Origin of the sequence: Tichowtungia aerotolerans, assembly GCF_009905215.1 — a bacterium.
GTDB lineage: Bacteria > Verrucomicrobiota > Kiritimatiellia > Kiritimatiellales > Tichowtungiaceae > Tichowtungia > Tichowtungia aerotolerans.
In genome coordinates, this window is the sequence record NZ_CP047593.1 from 2,895,419 (window position 1) to 2,911,288 (window position 15,870).

The 15,870-nt window shown below is 54.6% G+C and carries 18 protein-coding genes and 1 tRNA gene; 6 read left to right on the forward strand and 13 right to left on the reverse strand.

Features of this window, described 5'->3' with window-relative positions:
- Window positions 1–9 precede the first annotated feature (9 nt).
- The 12 genes from GT409_RS11795 to GT409_RS11850 all read right to left on the reverse strand — a co-directional run bounded on the left by GT409_RS11795 (window position 10) and on the right by GT409_RS11850 (window position 10,971).
- A complete protein-coding gene (locus tag GT409_RS11795; protein ID WP_160629277.1) occupies window positions 10–624 on the reverse strand; it encodes a hypothetical protein in 615 nt (204 codons plus the stop codon).
- A gap of 10 nt (window positions 625–634) precedes the next feature.
- Entirely contained in the window at window positions 635–1,537 is a 903-nt protein-coding gene (locus tag GT409_RS11800; RefSeq protein ID WP_160629278.1) for a hypothetical protein, read from the reverse strand.
- Window positions 1,534–2,520 (reverse strand): VWA domain-containing protein, encoded by a 987-nt coding sequence (locus tag GT409_RS11805; protein WP_160629279.1) that lies wholly within the window; start codon window positions 2,518–2,520, stop codon window positions 1,534–1,536. Before GT409_RS11805 ends, GT409_RS11800 begins: the two co-directional genes overlap by 4 nt.
- Window positions 2,517–3,488 (reverse strand): VWA domain-containing protein, encoded by a 972-nt coding sequence (locus GT409_RS11810; RefSeq protein WP_160629280.1) that lies wholly within the window; start codon window positions 3,486–3,488, stop codon window positions 2,517–2,519. Before GT409_RS11810 ends, GT409_RS11805 begins: the two co-directional genes overlap by 4 nt.
- A 12-nt stretch (window positions 3,489–3,500) precedes the next feature.
- The gene (locus GT409_RS11815; RefSeq protein ID WP_233231550.1) at window positions 3,501–3,956 is read right to left on the reverse strand and encodes a GxxExxY protein; all 456 of its coding nucleotides are present in this window, start codon (window positions 3,954–3,956) and stop codon (window positions 3,501–3,503) included.
- The gene (locus tag GT409_RS11820; RefSeq protein ID WP_160629281.1) at window positions 3,953–4,894 is read right to left on the reverse strand and encodes a hypothetical protein; all 942 of its coding nucleotides are present in this window, start codon (window positions 4,892–4,894) and stop codon (window positions 3,953–3,955) included. Before GT409_RS11820 ends, GT409_RS11815 begins: the two co-directional genes overlap by 4 nt.
- Window positions 4,891–5,781, reverse strand: a complete 891-nt coding sequence (locus GT409_RS11825; protein ID WP_160629282.1) for a DUF58 domain-containing protein — start codon at window positions 5,779–5,781, stop codon at window positions 4,891–4,893. Before GT409_RS11825 ends, GT409_RS11820 begins: the two co-directional genes overlap by 4 nt.
- Window positions 5,782–5,856: 75 nt before the next feature.
- The gene (locus tag GT409_RS11830) at window positions 5,857–6,843 is read right to left on the reverse strand and encodes an AAA family ATPase (protein WP_160629283.1); all 987 of its coding nucleotides are present in this window, start codon (window positions 6,841–6,843) and stop codon (window positions 5,857–5,859) included.
- An 85-nt stretch (window positions 6,844–6,928) separates the two neighbouring features.
- Window positions 6,929–9,523, reverse strand: a complete 2,595-nt coding sequence (gene clpB, locus GT409_RS11835; protein ID WP_160630114.1) for an ATP-dependent chaperone ClpB — start codon at window positions 9,521–9,523, stop codon at window positions 6,929–6,931.
- A gap of 304 nt (window positions 9,524–9,827) precedes the next feature.
- On the reverse strand, window positions 9,828–10,196 hold the full coding sequence (locus tag GT409_RS11840) for an HPF/RaiA family ribosome-associated protein (protein WP_160629284.1): 369 nt from the start codon (window positions 10,194–10,196) through the stop codon (window positions 9,828–9,830).
- A gap of 107 nt (window positions 10,197–10,303) precedes the next feature.
- The gene (locus tag GT409_RS11845) at window positions 10,304–10,561 is read right to left on the reverse strand and encodes a YggT family protein (protein ID WP_160629285.1); all 258 of its coding nucleotides are present in this window, start codon (window positions 10,559–10,561) and stop codon (window positions 10,304–10,306) included.
- Between the two features lie 26 nt (window positions 10,562–10,587).
- The gene (locus tag GT409_RS11850) at window positions 10,588–10,971 is read right to left on the reverse strand and encodes a DnaJ C-terminal domain-containing protein (protein WP_160629286.1); all 384 of its coding nucleotides are present in this window, start codon (window positions 10,969–10,971) and stop codon (window positions 10,588–10,590) included.
- Between the two features lie 35 nt (window positions 10,972–11,006).
- On the opposite strand from GT409_RS11850, the gene GT409_RS11855 reads away from it, so the two are divergent.
- On the forward strand, window positions 11,007–11,162 hold the full coding sequence (locus tag GT409_RS11855; protein WP_160629287.1) for a hypothetical protein: 156 nt from the start codon (window positions 11,007–11,009) through the stop codon (window positions 11,160–11,162).
- Window positions 11,163–11,317: 155 nt separating this feature from the next.
- A complete protein-coding gene (locus GT409_RS11860) occupies window positions 11,318–11,941 on the forward strand; it encodes a PEP-CTERM sorting domain-containing protein (protein ID WP_160629288.1) in 624 nt (207 codons plus the stop codon).
- Between the two features lie 82 nt (window positions 11,942–12,023).
- Here GT409_RS11860 and GT409_RS11865 read toward each other — a convergent pair whose 3' ends face one another.
- A complete protein-coding gene (locus tag GT409_RS11865; protein WP_160629289.1) occupies window positions 12,024–12,506 on the reverse strand; it encodes a tRNA (cytidine(34)-2'-O)-methyltransferase in 483 nt (160 codons plus the stop codon).
- A gap of 125 nt (window positions 12,507–12,631) precedes the next feature.
- Here GT409_RS11865 and GT409_RS11870 point away from each other — a divergent pair.
- The 4 genes from GT409_RS11870 (at window position 12,632) to GT409_RS11885 (ending at window position 15,770) form a co-directional block, all read left to right on the forward strand.
- Window positions 12,632–12,707, forward strand: a tRNA-Ala gene (locus tag GT409_RS11870).
- Between the two features lie 152 nt (window positions 12,708–12,859).
- Complete coding sequence (locus GT409_RS11875) at window positions 12,860–14,209, forward strand: tyrosine-type recombinase/integrase (RefSeq protein WP_160629290.1); 1,350 nt, start codon at window positions 12,860–12,862, stop codon at window positions 14,207–14,209.
- Between the two features lie 511 nt (window positions 14,210–14,720).
- Complete coding sequence (locus tag GT409_RS11880) at window positions 14,721–15,512, forward strand: hypothetical protein (RefSeq protein ID WP_160629291.1); 792 nt, start codon at window positions 14,721–14,723, stop codon at window positions 15,510–15,512.
- Window positions 15,513–15,590: 78 nt separating this feature from the next.
- Window positions 15,591–15,770: a helix-turn-helix domain-containing protein gene (locus GT409_RS11885; protein ID WP_269845006.1), complete on the forward strand. Its 180-nt coding sequence runs from the start codon at window positions 15,591–15,593 to the stop codon at window positions 15,768–15,770.
- Window positions 15,771–15,870 lie beyond the last annotated feature (100 nt).

Below are 15,870 nucleotides of genomic sequence, written 5' to 3' on the forward strand. Positions count from 1 at the left end.
TGCTCTCCATCACCAGTCTTTGTCTACTTTCACCGGGGCGCCGAGATAGGGCCGTAAATCAGTGCGCTGATCTTTTTCGTTCAGTTTCATTGCGTCAAGCAGTTGCTGCGCTTCTTCCGGACTCATTTCTCCCGCCTGATGCGGCTGGGCTTCGGGCGGCTGAGCTTCCTGCGGTTCCTGTTCGTCCGCCTGTTGTTGTTCCTGCTCCTGTTGCTCCTGGTCTTGTTGCTGCTGTTGATCCTGATTCTGCTGGTCTTGGTTCGGGTTCTGCTGGTCTTGGTTCGGGTTCTGCTGATCCTGATTCTGGTCTTGCTGATCCTGTTGATCCTGATTTTGCTGGTTCTGTTGGTCTTGCTGTTCCTGCTGCTGTTCGATCAGCTCTTTGAGTTTCAGCAGTTTTTCATCGGTCGGGTATTGTCCCAGAGCCTGAGTAACCAGATTGCTGGCAACGCTGTTATTGCCATAGATATATTCGCGTGCCGCCGGATTGAACAGCTCTGTGGCTGTCTGTGCTTCTGCTGGCGCAGAAGACAGAAGTATGAAAGATGAAAGGTGAAAGATGAAAATGGTATTCCTTTTGAGGAAGACCAGACCTTTTCGTCTATTGAACGCTACCTTTTTCATAGTTCATCTTTCATCGTTCATAATTCCCGGCTTGCGGATAAACAATGTTAATCACATTCTGGTTGTTCTGGATCATCTGCTGGAATTCCTGACCCAGCTTCTGGTCAATGTCAAACGCCCAGCGGCGTTCCCTGGAGTCGGCCAGCATCACATCGGCGGCGGCCTGATATTCATACATATCGATGGCGTGCTGGACATCCTTCAGTTCTTCTTTTGTCTGTTCAACCGTGCGTTCGAGCATTTGAAGCTGCCCATCGGCGCGGTCTTTCAGCGGCTGAACCTGCCGGTTGTTCGGATCAAAATCATCCTCAACCGGCGCCAGTGTTTCCTTGGCCGTTTCATAGTTTTCCTTGGCGGCCTTTGCCTGATCCTGCTGGAGCAGTCCGTCGGCTTCATTGATCAGCTTTTCGGCCTGTGTCATGCGGCCGCTGACCATCCAGTTGAGCGCCCGTTCCAGATTCTGTTTGGCATCGAGATCATCGGGCTTCAGTTCCAGTGAATCTTCAAGCAGTGTAATGGCTTCGGCGACCGCCTCCAGCCGGTTGGTGATGCTTCCGTCCGCCGTTCCGGCGAGCAGGGCGGTACCCTGGTTGTAGAGCGCTCTGGCTTTCAGCTTTTCGTCTTCGGTCTGGGCGGCCACATCACCGAAGAGTTTTTCCGAACCTTTGAAATCCTTCGTCCTGTACAGCCCGCAGGCCGCGTTAAAGGTTCCAATGTCTGGACCCGACCTTTGGGAGAGAGGCTTCGCGAATGCGAAGCAACGACTAAAAGGAGTGGCAAACTTTTCTTCTGCAAAGGCACTCGAACTCAAGAGGAGAATTGCCACAAAAGAGCGCAGAGAACACAAAGAATGCAGTATTTGTCCTTTGCGGCCTTTGTGCTCTTTTGTGGCTGAAACAATACACTTCTTCATTTCGCTTTTCCTGCAATGAGAGCTTCAGAGAACAGTAAAATCAGGGCGGCAGCGACAAACCAGCTGAATCGTTCTTCGTAGACCTTTGCGAGACGGGTGTCCTGCTCGTCGCGCTGGAGGTTGGAGATGCCGAGCTTGTAGATGCGGTCGAGGCCGAAGTCGCCGGGCGCGGAGCGGACGTAGAAGCCGCCGGTTTCGCGGGCGAGCTGTTCGAGCAGTGTTTCGTTGATCGTACTTTTCACCACGCGGCCCTGGCTGTCCTTGATGTAGCCGCCGCCCTCGGCCGGAATCAGTTCCCCTTGGGGCGTGCCGACGCCGATAGAGTAAAGCCGGATTTTTTCCGACTTCAGTTTTTCAGCCATCTTTTCCGGATCGCCTTCGTGATCCTCGCCGTCGGTGATGAGAATGATGACCTTATCGGCCTCGCTGCCTTTTTCGAAGCTGTCCGCCGCCGTTTCGAGCGCCTGGGCGATGGCGGTTCCGCCGCGCGGGATGATTCCAGCATAAATGTCGTCGAGCATCATCGTGAAGGCCGCATAGTCGATGGTTGCCGGGCACTGCAGGAAGCTGCTGCCCGCAAATGCGACCAGCCCGATGCGGTCGCCTTTGAGCTGACGGATGAAATCGCGTACGGCCCACTGCGCCTGTTTCAGGCGGTTGGGGCGGATATCGGTGGCCAGCATGCTTTTGGAGGTGTCGAGCACAACGAGAATGTCGAGCCCGCGGTGGCGGACTTCTTCCCATTTAAAGCCCCACTGAGGGCGGGTGAGTGCCAACCCGACACACAGCAGCGCCAGTACGCGCAGGACCGTGCGCCGCCGTGCCGATTTTGTACTGAAGCCGGGAATGACGGTCTTCCAAACATTGGAAGAAATCAGGCAAGCAAGCTTGCGTTTTCTTTGCCGGTGGAGAACGACCAGCAGAACCATCAGCGGCAGCGCGAGCAGCAGCCATTTAAAAAACTCTGGAGCGGCAAATCTCATTCCGGAAGCCTCCCGAAGCGTGTGAGCGAAAGCAGTTTTTCCAAGGTCAGGAATAATACGGCGGCGATCAGCCAGCTCTGCGCGGTTTCTTCATAGCGGGTAAACTGCTGCATTTCGATTTCAGTTTTTTCGAGCTGGTCGATGGTGTCGTACACCTTTTTCAATTCGTTCAGGTCCATCGCGCGGAAAAAACGGCCTTTACTGATGTCTGCCACCTGTTCGAGGACGGTGGTGTCGAGCTGCTGCGGCGCCTGTGTAAAGAATCCCTGCCGCACCGGCAGTCCGCCGCCGATGCCGATGGTGTAGATTTTGATGCCGAGCGCGGCGGCGGCTTGCGCCGCGTTTTCGGGCGTCAGCTCGCCGCGGTTGTTTTCGCCGTCGGTCACCAGCACGACGATGCGGCTCTTGGCTTCGCTGTCGCGCAGGCGGTTGACTGCCGACGCCAGCGCGTCACCGATTGCCGTGCCGTCTTCGAGCATGCCGGTGCGCAGTCCATCCATGCGCTGGATCAGCCAGCTGTGATCGAGCGTGAGCGGCGCGACCGAGTAGGGCAGCGCGGAAAAGGCGACCATGCCGATGCGGTCATCGGGACGTTTTTGGATAAAGTCTGCAATCACAGCTTTGGCGGAATCGATGCGGGTGACGCGCTGTCCGTTATGTGCGAAGTCCGGCGTGTCCATGGAGGTGGACAGGTCGAGCAGCAGGACGATGTCGACGCCCTCGGTGTTGACGCGGCTTTCCTGCAGACCGCGCTGCGGGCGGGCGAGTGCGACAATCAGGCAGACCAGTCCCGCGGTGTACAGGATCGGGAACAGCGGCTGAAGCCGCACGGTCAGGCTGACGGGCAGCTGCAGCAGCAGGGCGCTGTCGGGGAAGTTGATTGAACCGCGCCGCCTGCGACCCCGCCACCACAGAAGCAGCGGGACGATCAGCAGCAGCAGGAGCAGATATGGATTGGCAAATCTCATAGGAATATTTATTTAGCCACGAAGGAGCGCAAAGGGCACAAAAGGAAGGAGGATGGATAAGATTTTTGCAGTGGATATTCGGCGGTCAAATTTGTCCAGAATGTATTTTTTGATCTGGAATTTATAGGAGCCGAAATTGATCAGAAGTCCGTGTTCTATATTCGCGGATCGCAGGTAGCCGATCACTTGAGCTTCATGTTCATCGGCCAGTGTTTTACAGGCTTTGAGTTCTATAATCAGTATGTCTTCAATAATGATGTCCGCAAAGTACTCGCCGATTATTGTTCCGTCTTCGTCATGAACCGTCAGCGGTTGCTGTTGTTTGACAGTAAGCCCGGCGTTTTGCAGGCGGTGAACCAGAGCATTTTCATATACTTTTTCCAGATGGCCGGTGCCGTGATATTTGTGGATGGCGTATGATGTTTCTCGAACCAGATCGCAGAGTTTTTTAATTTTTTCTTCCATCATTGACCTCCTGTCTTTGGGTTCTTTGTGCTCTCTTGTGGCAAATCCTCTTGAGTGGTTTGGTCAATGAATTGTTCAACAGTACCCAAGGCGGTCTGCATGACTTCCTGCTGTGCATCCGCTCGGGCGAATTTAACGAGGTCGGACTGCTCAAAGACGGTTGCGAGGAATTTTTTGTGCTCATGCGGAAGCTTTTGCGTGAGTTCTTCAGTCGTGCACTCCGGAGCATTCTGGTCGAAGCGGCCTTCCAGATAGGTGCGCAGGATGAGCGAGAGCTTCACAAAGAACGGCTCGGGAACCCACTCTTCGTTTTTCAGTGCGGCGAGCGAGTCGCGCGCGACAATGTGCGGAGGAATTGCCGGTGCGGCTGCGGCCAGCGCTTTGGGGCGTTTGACAAACCAGAGTGTGATCAGTCCGGCGACCAGTGCTGCGGCGATAATCAGCAGGATCACCCACAGGATCATTTTCAGGTTTTTGACCGGACCTTTGATGTCGGACAGTTTGCCGGCGTTTTCGCTGTTGAGAGTGCTTTCAACGTTCAGAGTCAGCTGCGGCAGTTTCTGGAGTTTCTGTGTTCCGTCGGAAAACGTGCAGACGGCCACATTGGTTGTAATCAGCCAGTTGCCGGTGCGCAGGGACGTGAGCCGGACGATTTCTTCGGTTTCCAAGACGCCTTCGGCTGGAGTGGAAGTTTCGGTGGCGCGGCCGCGCACGACGATTTCTTTACGGTTTCCAAGGGTTGGAAACTGTACCGTGCTGCCGGGCGCGTGTCGGGCGGTCATCGTGAGCGTAATGACATCGCCGACATGAATGGTTTCTTTGCTCAGCACGGCTTTGGCCGCAAACCCGCCGTCCGGCAGTGTAGGCTTTTCGCAGCCGGTGATCAGCGCCAGTGCGAGTCCCAGAGCTCCAAGTTTCAAGTGTCGAATTTCAAGTTTCATCGTCTGCTGCTTCGGGTTCGGAAGAATTTGATGAAGGGTTTGTCGTAGGGTTGTCCGGCGAAGAGCTCGATGATGTCGATTCCGGCGCGGCGCAGGGTCCGGTGAAGATTTTCGATCCGCTCTTCCTGGGCGAGGAGCAGCTCGCGGCGCACGGCGGCCGAGGAGGTGTCGACCAGTACGCGACCTCCGGTTTCCGGGTCGCGCCATTCGACCAGTCCGGCAGCGGGCAGAGCCCGTTCACGGTTGTCGCCGATGGCGACGGCGATCAGATCGTGGCGGCGGGCGGTGATTTTCAGCGGGCGCTCGCAGTTGATCGGAAAGATGAAGTCGCTGATCAGGAAGGTGACCGCTTTGCGGCTTTGCGTGTGGTTGAGATAGTCGAGGGCGGGGGCCGCGTCGGTTCCGGTGCTTTGCGGTTCGTGGCTGAGCACTTCCTTGATGATACGCAGGACGTGCCGCGGGCCTTTGCGCGGCGGAATGTATTTTTCAACCTGGTCGGAGAAGAGGATCAGCCCGATGCGGTCATTGTTGCGCGTGGCCGAAAAAGCGAGCATGGCGGCGACCTCAGCGGCGAGATCGCGCTTGAGTTGCGGCGTGCTGCCGAAATCGTTCGAGCCGCTGATGTCGACCATGAGCATGACGGTCATTTCGCGTTCTTCGACGAACTTTTTGATATGCGGCACGCCGGTGCGCGCGGTGACGTTCCAGTCGATGGAGCGGATGTCGTCGCCGGGCACATACTCGCGCACTTCGTCGAACTCCATTCCGCGCCCTTTAAAGGTGGAGTGGTAGCGTCCGGCAAACACGTCGTTGACCGCGTGACGCGTCTTGATTTCGATTCTTCTGACTTTTTTCAGAAGTTCTTTATGGTTGCTGGTCTGGTTCATTTTATTTGGCCACGAAAGAGCGCAGAGATCTCAAAGAATATGCTTTTGTGTTCTTTTGTGGCAAATCCCCTGTTGTTACGGTACCGGAATTTCTGAGAGCAGTTTTTCGATGATGTCATCGCTGGTCAGTTCGTCCGCCTCGGCCTCATAGGAAACGATGATGCGGTGGCGGAGGATGTCCGGTGCGATGGATTTGACATCCTGCGGGGTGACGTATCCGCGGCCCTGCAGGAAGGCGTGGGCGCGGGCGCCGTTAGTCAGCGCGAGCGTGGCGCGCGGGCTGGCGCCGTAGCGCAGGTAGTCGGCAATATCGAGATTGTATTTTTCCGGTTCGCGGGTGGCGAAGACGATGTCGAGGATGTATTCCTTGATTTTGTCATCCACATAGATTTCGTCGACCGCTTTGCGGGCTTCGAGAATAGTGGCCGGGGTGATGACCGGACTGACCTCGATATTTGTGCTGGTGTGCGCCATGCGTGCGAGGATTTTTCGTTCTTCGTCGCGGGACGGATAGTCGATGTTCAGTTTGAGCATGAAGCGGTCGACCTGAGCCTCGGGCAGGGGATAGGTTCCTTCCTGTTCGATCGGGTTTTCGGTGGCCATGACGAGGAACGGTTCCGGAAGATGGAAGGTTTCGTCGCCGATGGTCACCTGGTGTTCCTGCATGGCTTCGAGCAGGGCGCTTTGTACTTTGGCCGGGGCGCGGTTGATTTCGTCGGCGAGGATGATGTTGGAGAAAACCGGTCCTTTTTTGGTGAAAAAGTCGCCGTCTTTCGGGTTGTAGATCAGCGTTCCGATCAGGTCGGCGGGGAGCAGGTCCGGGGTGAACTGAATACGCTGGAAGCTGGTTTCCATCGCGGAGGCCAGTGTATTGACCGTCAATGTTTTGGCCAGTCCGGGCACTCCTTCGAGCAGAACATGCCCATTGGAGAGCATGCCGATAATCAGACGGTCGATCAGGTAATCCTGCCCGACGATCACCTTGCCGATTTCCGCCTTGAGCGAGGGAATAAACGCGCTGGCTTCGCGCACTTTTTCGTTGATTACTTCAAGTCCTGCCATCTACGTGTCTCCTTTTTTAAAATTGTTTGAGTCAGAACAGACTAGCCACCCTCGTAAAACGTTCAAATTATTACTCATATTTTTTCTATGTACGGAAACTCAGCGAGCCGTTGACTATTTCTGCATGTACGGTGCTGCCGTCGCTGATGGTTCCGGCGATCAGATCCCGAGCCAGCTGGGTTTCAAAGTGCCGCTGGATGTAGCGCTTGAGCGGGCGGGCGCCGTAGACCGGATCAAATCCTTCCCGGATGATGTGCGCCTTGACGTCGTCGCCGACCTCCAGCCGGATGTCGCGGGCTCTGAGCCGGCCGCGCAGTTCGTCGAGCAGCAGGTCGACAATGCCGCCGATTTCATTTTCCGTGAGCGGCTTGAACAGCACGGTGTCGTCGAGCCGGTTCAGGAACTCGGGGCGGAAGCTGCCCTTCAGCATGTCCATGACCTGCTCGCGGGTTTGCTCCGCGATATGTCCCTGGGCATCAATCCCGTCGAGCAGCAGGGTCGAGCCGATGTTGCTGGTCATGATGACGATGGTGTTTTTGAAACTGACGGTGTGGCCCTGTGAATCGGTCAGCCGGCCGTCGTCGAAAATCTGCAGCAGAATGTTGAAGACATCCGGGTGCGCCTTCTCGATTTCGTCGAGCAGGACCACGGAGTAGGGCTTGCGCCGGACGGCTTCGGTCAGCTGTCCGCCTTCTTCATAGCCGACGTAGCCGGGAGGCGCCCCGACGAGCCGCGAGACGGTATGCTTTTCCATATATTCGCTCATGTCGATGCGCACCATGTGCTCTTCGCTGTCGAACAGTTCGTACGCCAGCGTGCGGGCCAGTTCGGTTTTGCCGACGCCGGTCGGGCCGAGGAACAGGAATGCGCCGATCGGGCGGTTGGGGTTGTTGATGCCGGCGCGGGCGCGCAGTACGGCGTCGGCGACGGTGTCGACCGCTTCGTTCTGGCCGATCACCCGCCGGTGCAGGTGGTCGGAGAGCGCCAGCAGTTTTTCGCGCTCGCCTTCGAGCAGCCGGGTGAGCGGAATGCCGGTCCATCGGGAGATCACTTCGGCGATTTCCTCTTCGGTGACTTCTTCGCGCAGCAGCGTCGAGGCGTCTTGTTGTTCTTTTTCTTCCAGTTTCTGCAGCTGTTTTTCGAGTTGCGGAATGGTGCCGTGGCGCAGTTTGGCGACGCGCTCCAGATCGTAGTTGCGTTCGGCATCTTCGCTTTCGCGGCGGGCGAGCTCGAGCGCTTCGCGCAGGTCGCGCACCTTCTGGATGCCGCCTTTCTCGTTTTCCCACTGCGTGCGCAGCGTATGGGCTTCGGCTTTCAGGTCGGCGAGCTCGCGCTGAAGGGTTTCAAGCCGCTCTTTGCTGGCTTGATCCTTCTCCTTCTTGAGCGCGGTCTCTTCGATTTCAAGCCGCATGACCTTGCGGGTGATTTCGTCAAGTTCGGCGGGCAGCGAATCGATTTCGGTACGGATCGAAGCGCAGGCTTCGTCCATCAGGTCGATGGCTTTGTCGGGCAGGAACCGCTCCGTGATATAGCGGTCCGACAGCACGGCCGATGCAACCAGTGCGGTATCTTTGATCCGCACGCCGTGATGCACCTCGAACCGCTCGCGCAGTCCGCGCAGGATGGAGATCGTGTCTTCGACGCTGGGCATGTCAACCAGCACCGGCTGGAAGCGGCGCTCGAGCGCCGCGTCCTTTTCGATGTATTTGCGGTGCTCGTCGAGCGTGGTGGCGCCGATGCAGTGCAGCTCGCCGCGCGCCAGCATGGGTTTGAGCATATTGCCGGCGTCGCTGGATCCTTCGGTTTTTCCTGCGCCAACAATGCTGTGCACCTCATCGATAAACAGGATGATGCGTCCCTCGGCGGCCTTGATTTCGTTGAGCACCGCCTTGAGGCGTTCTTCAAATTCCCCCCGGTATTTTGCGCCGGCCATCAGTGAAGTCATGTCCAGCGCGAAGATGGTTTTGTCTTTGAGTCCCTCGGGCACGTCGCCGCGCACGATGCGGTGGGCGAGGCCTTCGACGATGGCGGTTTTGCCGACGCCGGGTTCGCCGATCAGCACCGGGTTGTTTTTGGTCTTGCGCGAGAGGATGCGGATGACCGACCGGATTTCCGCATCGCGCCCGATGACCGGATCGAGCTTGCCGGAGCGGGCCAGCTCGACGAGGTCCTGTCCGTATTTTTTGAGTGCGTCGTAGACCCCTTCCGGGTTGTCGGAGGTCACCCGCTGGTTTCCGCGGATCGTCTTGAGTGCATCGAGGATGCCGTTTCGTGTAATGGCCTGTTCGTCTAAAATTTTATGGGCGGCACTGCCGCTTTCGCCGGCAAAGGCCAGCAGCAGGTGTTCGGCGGAGAGAAATTGGTCGCCCAGTTTTTTCATTTCTTTTTGAGCCGTGACCAGCAGCTTGTCGAGCCGAGGGCTCACATAAATTTTTCCGGCTTCTGATCCAGGACCGGACACGGCGGGAACTTTTGCCAGTTCCTGTTCGAGTCGGGCCTGAGCGGTGGCGGTGGACGCCTCCATGCGTTCGAACAGTTGCGGGGCCAGTCCGTCCTGCTGGCGGAGCAGGGCCAGCAGCAGGTGTTCGCCGTCAATCTGCTGATGTCCGGCTTCGGCACCCAGGACCTGAGCGGCCTGAAATGCTTCGCGGACCTTCTGTGTCATCTGGTTGAAATCGATCATTGGATACTCCTTCTGTTTTATTCGCTTTTGAATAAAAGCATCAGGAGTGCCAGAAATGGTTTGCTTTGATTGTAAACGGTTTGTGATTTTTCCGGTTTCAGAATCTTGGAAAAACTGTCGCAGGACGTGTGTCAGGATGACTCGATAAAGACCGTTTTCCTGCGGTTAAACGTTGCTGCACAGTAAATTTAAAAGCGAATGTGGTATCGTCTGCGCGGAGCGATTGTGCCGTTCAGAAACAGTAAAAAAAGCGGGCCGGGCGCAAGCACCCGGCCCATACAGGGGTGTATGTGGGAGATTTTTATGCTGTCAGCTGTTCTGCGGTGTAACGGCGGCGTTTGCTCTTCTGTTTTTTCAGCTGACGTTCGATATCTTCAAATGCAAGGCGGATGGCCGAGTGAAGATGATCCAACTGGGTGCTTTCCTGCTGAATTGTTGATATGAGCAGTTTTTTTCTTGGGACCTTCAGCCGGGCGGATACGTGGTAGATTCCGCCTTTATTCCAGTGGTGAGTTTCGTCGATGACCACGGTGCATAAACCGGACTCTGCTCCAAACCGCGGCAGCTTCGCCGCATATTCCTGAATGAGCTGCTTGATGGCAGCTGATGGTTCCATGTGACGGAATTGAATGTGAAGGTTTAACGATTTGTCGGTTGCGATGTTCTGCATACGTCTTTCCTTTCATTTTGGTTTGGACGCGGTCTGGCCGCGCGTTGTTTTTCCAATGTTTGGAATATACATTCAGACGTTCCTGAAAGAGATATGTTCAAAAGTTATTACCAGAAAAGTGACAATGCGATTCGCCGTATAATTCCCAGGCCAATCAGCAGGATTAACGGACTCAAGTCAATGGCCATGCGGCCGAAGCCGGGTGTGAGTATTTTGTGGCGCATCGGCGCAAGCAGCGGTTCATAAAAAGGTGCCAGCCTGCAGCGAATCCGGGCGCTGACCGGGTGAATAATCCATGACGTGAGAATGTAGATAAACAGCCCCAGTTCATAGATGCCGAATACAGAATCAATCAGTTTAAACATGCTGCCTTCTTTTATCTGGTCTTTATTTACGAAAGCTTATTCAACTTTTCGTAGAGCTCTTTTTCTTTGGGAGAAGGTGGTTGCGGAACAACAACTTTTGCGACGGCGTAGAGGTCGCCCCGGTCGCCGCCAGGTTTTTTGAGACCTTTGCCGGTCAGTCGGAATTTGCGGCCGGGCTGGGTGCCGGGAGGAATCCGCAGAGTGGCATGGCCGTCGATCAGCTGCAGTCCGACTGATGCCCCAAGAACCGCCTGCGGCGGGGTGAGCGGCACTTCGGTTTTGAGATCGGCGCCGTCCACTTTAAAGCGCGGGTGGGGGGCAATGGAGATGCGAATGAGCAGGTCGCCGTACCGTCCCTGATTCCGAAGCCGCAGTTTTACGCCTTCACGAATTCCGGGAGGGATGTTCAATTCGCAGTTTCTGGGAGCGATTCCTCTGTATCCGAATGGATCTGGATTCGTTTTTTACCGCCATGGAAGGCTTCCTCCAGCGTCAGCGTGAGTTCGGTCTCGTCATGAGTCCGGCGCTGCGGCTGCGGACCGAAAACCTCGGCAGACCGAAAACGACTGCTGTTTCTTCCCAGCATGTCCCCGAACAGTGATTCAAAATTTGACTCAGAGACAGAGTCATTTTGTCGCAGAGTTAATCTGACGCGTTGTTTCGGTAATTCGATAGTGTGAATAAAGTTTTCTGGAATAATGCTGATGTATATGTGACCGTATTGGTTCTGTTTGGGCGAATAAGAGAGAGATGAGGATGAAGATGAAGAATAGAGTGTTGAGCGTATGTGTTGCAGTTTTTGTGGCGGGGTCTGCTGCGCAGGCTGCATTGATAACCTTTAATGATGCGGATTTGGGCGGATCATCCGTACGCCAGTGGACGAATCTGACTAATTATCGTTACACGGAGGGGGATTATGTGTTCGGGGCGAGTTCGAGCTTTAATCCCTCTTGGAATGGGGGGGTTGCAGGTACCAATTGGGTGGGGGATATTGATGGCTCGCAGTACGGATATCTGACGGCAGGCGCTGGTTTTTTCATGAAACGTACGGATGAAGAGGTTTTTACGCTCAATAGCTTGAGCCTCCAGAATGGATCGGCCAGCGTGGCCGGTTCTGTGAGGATTTATAAAGATTTCGGGCTGGGTACGCAGAGCGAAGTTGCTGTTATTAACTTAGCAGCCAGGGAGATTAAGGAAAACGTATCACTGAATATTGCAGATGCCTCCAACATCTATATCGAAGGCATAATTAACACCGGCAACATGTATGGAGTTGATAACGTTAGTGTTGTTCCGGAGCCTGCGACGGCTGGGTTTATGGGGATAAGCGGAGTCGTGCTGCTTGTGTTCCGTCGTCTCAAAAAATACTATCAGCAATAAAGCGTCCGCTTTTGGCAGAAAGCCGGATGTTTGTTTGCGCATCCGGTTTTTTTGTGTTTGGCCATGAAGGGTGTCTGAGGGATCAGGCGGTGATGTTTGTTTGCCGGAGCGCTTCGTAGAGGACGATGGAGGCGGAGTTTGCCAGATTGAGCGATCGGACCGCATCGAGCTGCATCGGGATATTGTAGACATCCTCCGGATGTGCTTCCAGCAGTTCCAGCGGAAGACCTTTGCTTTCCGAGCCGAAAATCAGGCAGTCACCGGGCTGGTATTTCGCCTCGGTGTAGTTTTTGGAACCGCTGGTGCTAAAGTAGATTTTCTGATGGTTGGAAAAATGATCTGTAAATCTTCCAAGGTTTGGAAACTTATTGACGGTCACAGCATCCCAGTAGTCGAGTCCGGCGCGCTTCATATGCTTATCGGTCAGCTGGAAGCCGAGCGGTTCGACTAGGTTAAGGGTTGTTCCGGTCGCGGCGCACAGGCGGGCAATATTGCCGGTATTCTGCGGAATATCCGGTTCGACGAGAACGATATTGAACGCCGGATCCGGCCAGTGGAACGGCATCTGTTTTCTTGGACGGGGTGTATTCATCAGGCCAGTATGCGAAGGTCGGTGGGATGAATGCAAGTTTTTGGATGAATGGCGTTGACTTAGGCGGGGTGGATATCTATAAACGCGCCTTTCCTGACGGGGGTATAGCTCAGTTGGTAGAGCGCTTGAATGGCATTCAAGAGGTCAGGGGTTCGACTCCCCTTACCTCCACCAGTCTAAACTGTTGGACATCAAGTCGTTGGAGAATCTTTCCCTTCACAAATCTCTCCTGTTCGCGGGAATGTGTGGTCTAAAGTGTGGCTTTGGCCCGTTTGATTTCCCGCCTTGTACCAAAACAACGCATTGCGTTTAACAGGGAGAAGATCATGGGACTGGAACTGAGACGGGATAAAAATCACAACCTCCGCTCGAAGTGGTGGTATGGCCGATACATCATTAACGGGAAGCGGCACTTCACGAATCTGGGCATTGAAGTCAAAGGTAATGCGCCGGAAAGCCTTCGTAAACGCGGCGATATGGCGTTTGAATGTTCCCGCACTCTGGCTGAGGCTAAGCTCAAAGAATTGGTGTCAGAGGCGCACAGCCGCAAGACAGCGGCACATCATCTGGAAGAGCTCTATGAAATCAAGGCCGGGGAAGGCATTGAGCAGGTTCCTTTGACGGAGATGGAAATGCGCTGGGAATTTCTGCCCGCCAAGAAACCCCGCACCGAACAGGCCACCAAAGCACAGAAGACCAACATTCGCCAATTCCGCGAATTCATGAACGAAAGGTATCCGTCGGTACAGAACATGTCGCAAGTCACCCGCCCGATGGTGCTGGCCTGGCTGACCAGCCTGAACGAGCGCAAGCTGTCCGGCGCCAGCTACAATGTGAAACTCTCGGTCATGCGAGGACTGTTTGAGCAGCTCGGCCCCGAGGCCGGGATATTGAAAAACCCCTTTGCGGGCATTCCGTACCGTTCATTGAAAACCGTTCACCGCCAGCCCTTCACTGAAAAAGAGCTGAACGCCATTCTTGAGAATTGCGACGCAATTATTCGCCCTGTGGTTCTGGTGGGTATGTGTACTGCCATGCGGCGCGGCGACTGCTGTAAGCTCAAATGGGAGTCAGTCGATCTGAGAAACGGCTTCATTTCCGTAAAGACCTCCAAAACCGGCGAAATGGCCGAAATCCCGCTTTTTCCGATCCTGCGGGCAGAATTGGAGAACCGGCCCCGCAACAGCGAGTTTGTGTTTCCCGAAGCCGAGGAAATGTACCGCACCAATGTCCATGGCCTGACATGGCGGTTTAAGAAAGCCCTGAAAGATGCCAAGATTAAAAATACCCAGTCTGACAATGAGAACGCCAGCGTGAAGGCCAGCGTAAAGGATTTCCACTCCCTGCGCACCACCTGGATTACCATGGCCCTGACCGCCGGTGTACCGATGGAACTGGTCAGGCGGGTTACGGGTCATTCCACCGTGGAAATCGTCTTGAAGCACTATTTCCGCCCGAAACGGGAGGAATTCCGCCATGCCTTGGAGTCCTCGTTGCCGAAGGCGCTGACCGGAGGCATCGAAGAGCGCTTTGACCTGCCGCAGGCAGTGCTGGGTATCGGCGAAGAAATGGAATCATTGACCCCGGAAGAGCTCACCAAGAAATTCAAAGCACTGGTCGCAAAAGTTGCGGACATGACTGATGCGGAAAAAGAGGCGGCTGTTCTCGCCGCTTGATAGCTCCGTTTGATTTTTGTCATGGCTCACGATGAATATTTCTCTCCGTGAGACATTGGCTTGTTTCAGTCCTTTATAAAGGGGCATGAAATATGATGACGGTGGGCATTGGGAGAGCTCTATCTGGCGCCGGAGGAATGGGCGGGCATTTCGATAATCCGTCAGATGTGGTACACCCCGGATTCTCCTGTAAAAGGTAAAAAATCGGTAAGAGACGGAACATCGGAGATTGCTTTCAGGGTGAAGAATTGCGTCAAATGCAATCTCTACCCATCTTAATGTGTTTCCATTGTTTCAGGATCTGTTATTATACATAGTGCATGTTTTTATAGCGATTAGATAATGGTTTTTAAGATTCGGTAGGAGTGATTGATTTGTGAAATCTCAAAAGAGCTTCCTGTTTTGTTGGGTTGTATGGGTGTTGCTTTTATCCGGCCCTCTGTATGCCGTAATTGTAGATCCCAGAAATCCTGAGGAACGGGATCTGTTGGGTATTTCTAATGGCGTTGCTTTGAGTTCATGGCTTCCGACCCGCATTCGGCAGCTGCAACGTGAAAGAGCAGAAATTCTTGAAGAGATTGAGACGTTGCCCGTGCATCACCCGTTGCCGCTTCCGGATCATTATGGATATCACTCGGCTCCGATCGATTCCGCTGCTGATTCCGAAAGCCTGCCGCAGACGATTGTTTTTGAATGCGACTTTGACCCTCAGTTGGATTCGATTGCTCTGGCTCCGGTTCTGTTGCCCGGCTATCTGGAGTCGGGAGCGTATGCGTTTCCGAAACGGTTTAAGATTGAGCTTCAGGAGAGTGATGGCCGATGGATCGGCGGGAAAAGCGGTTATTGGGAACGGGGAAAGACACGCAAGTGGGTTGAACTGGTGAACTGGATGGATGAAGATTTTCCGGATCCCGGAGCTTATCCTGTATTTTTTACAGGTAATGGTCGCCCGATCTATCAGGTTCGCATCACGTTTCCGGCATGTGACGAAACTGCTGGGCAAGCCTACCATGCTCTGGGCGAGATCTACCTGTTCCGCTTGCACGGGTCAGGCGAAGTCGGCGATACCTTTGAGCGGGTGGAGGCGTTTTTGCGGGATACCGGGCAGGATGCTGATTACTGGTGTGCTCCTGGATCGGCAAAACGATTTGACATCCTGCATGAAGGAGAAACGGTCACTGCGCTCTCTCCGGATTACGAAAACAGCCCGGAGCAGGAGCGGCGCAACATCGACCCGGTCGGAATTTCCCGAGGTGGCCCGTGCGCTGCGTTTTATTCGGAACCATGCATCCGAGTTTATTGATGTATCCAAGGTGCTGGATGTGCTCCCCGTTTCCCGCCGCTGGCTGGAGATGAAATTTGGCATGGGGGTTTTGAGGAGATACGCCGTGTTCGAATGGAACGGGCCAAAGAGCTGTTGTTTTCCACCGATGGGCCGGTTCTTCGACTCGCCAGAGGGTGCGGCTTCAATACGGTGGAACAGCTGGAATATAATTTCCCAAAGCTGGTCGGCATGAGTGCCACCCAATATCGGAAAAGCCCAAAAACCAATCTGATTTAGTGCTTTATTCAATCATCCACTACAGGAGGAGGTGCGTATATTTTGTTGTTTAATGCGCAAAATCCGACTTGTTCATTTTTTGTTCCCCAATATTATTGGC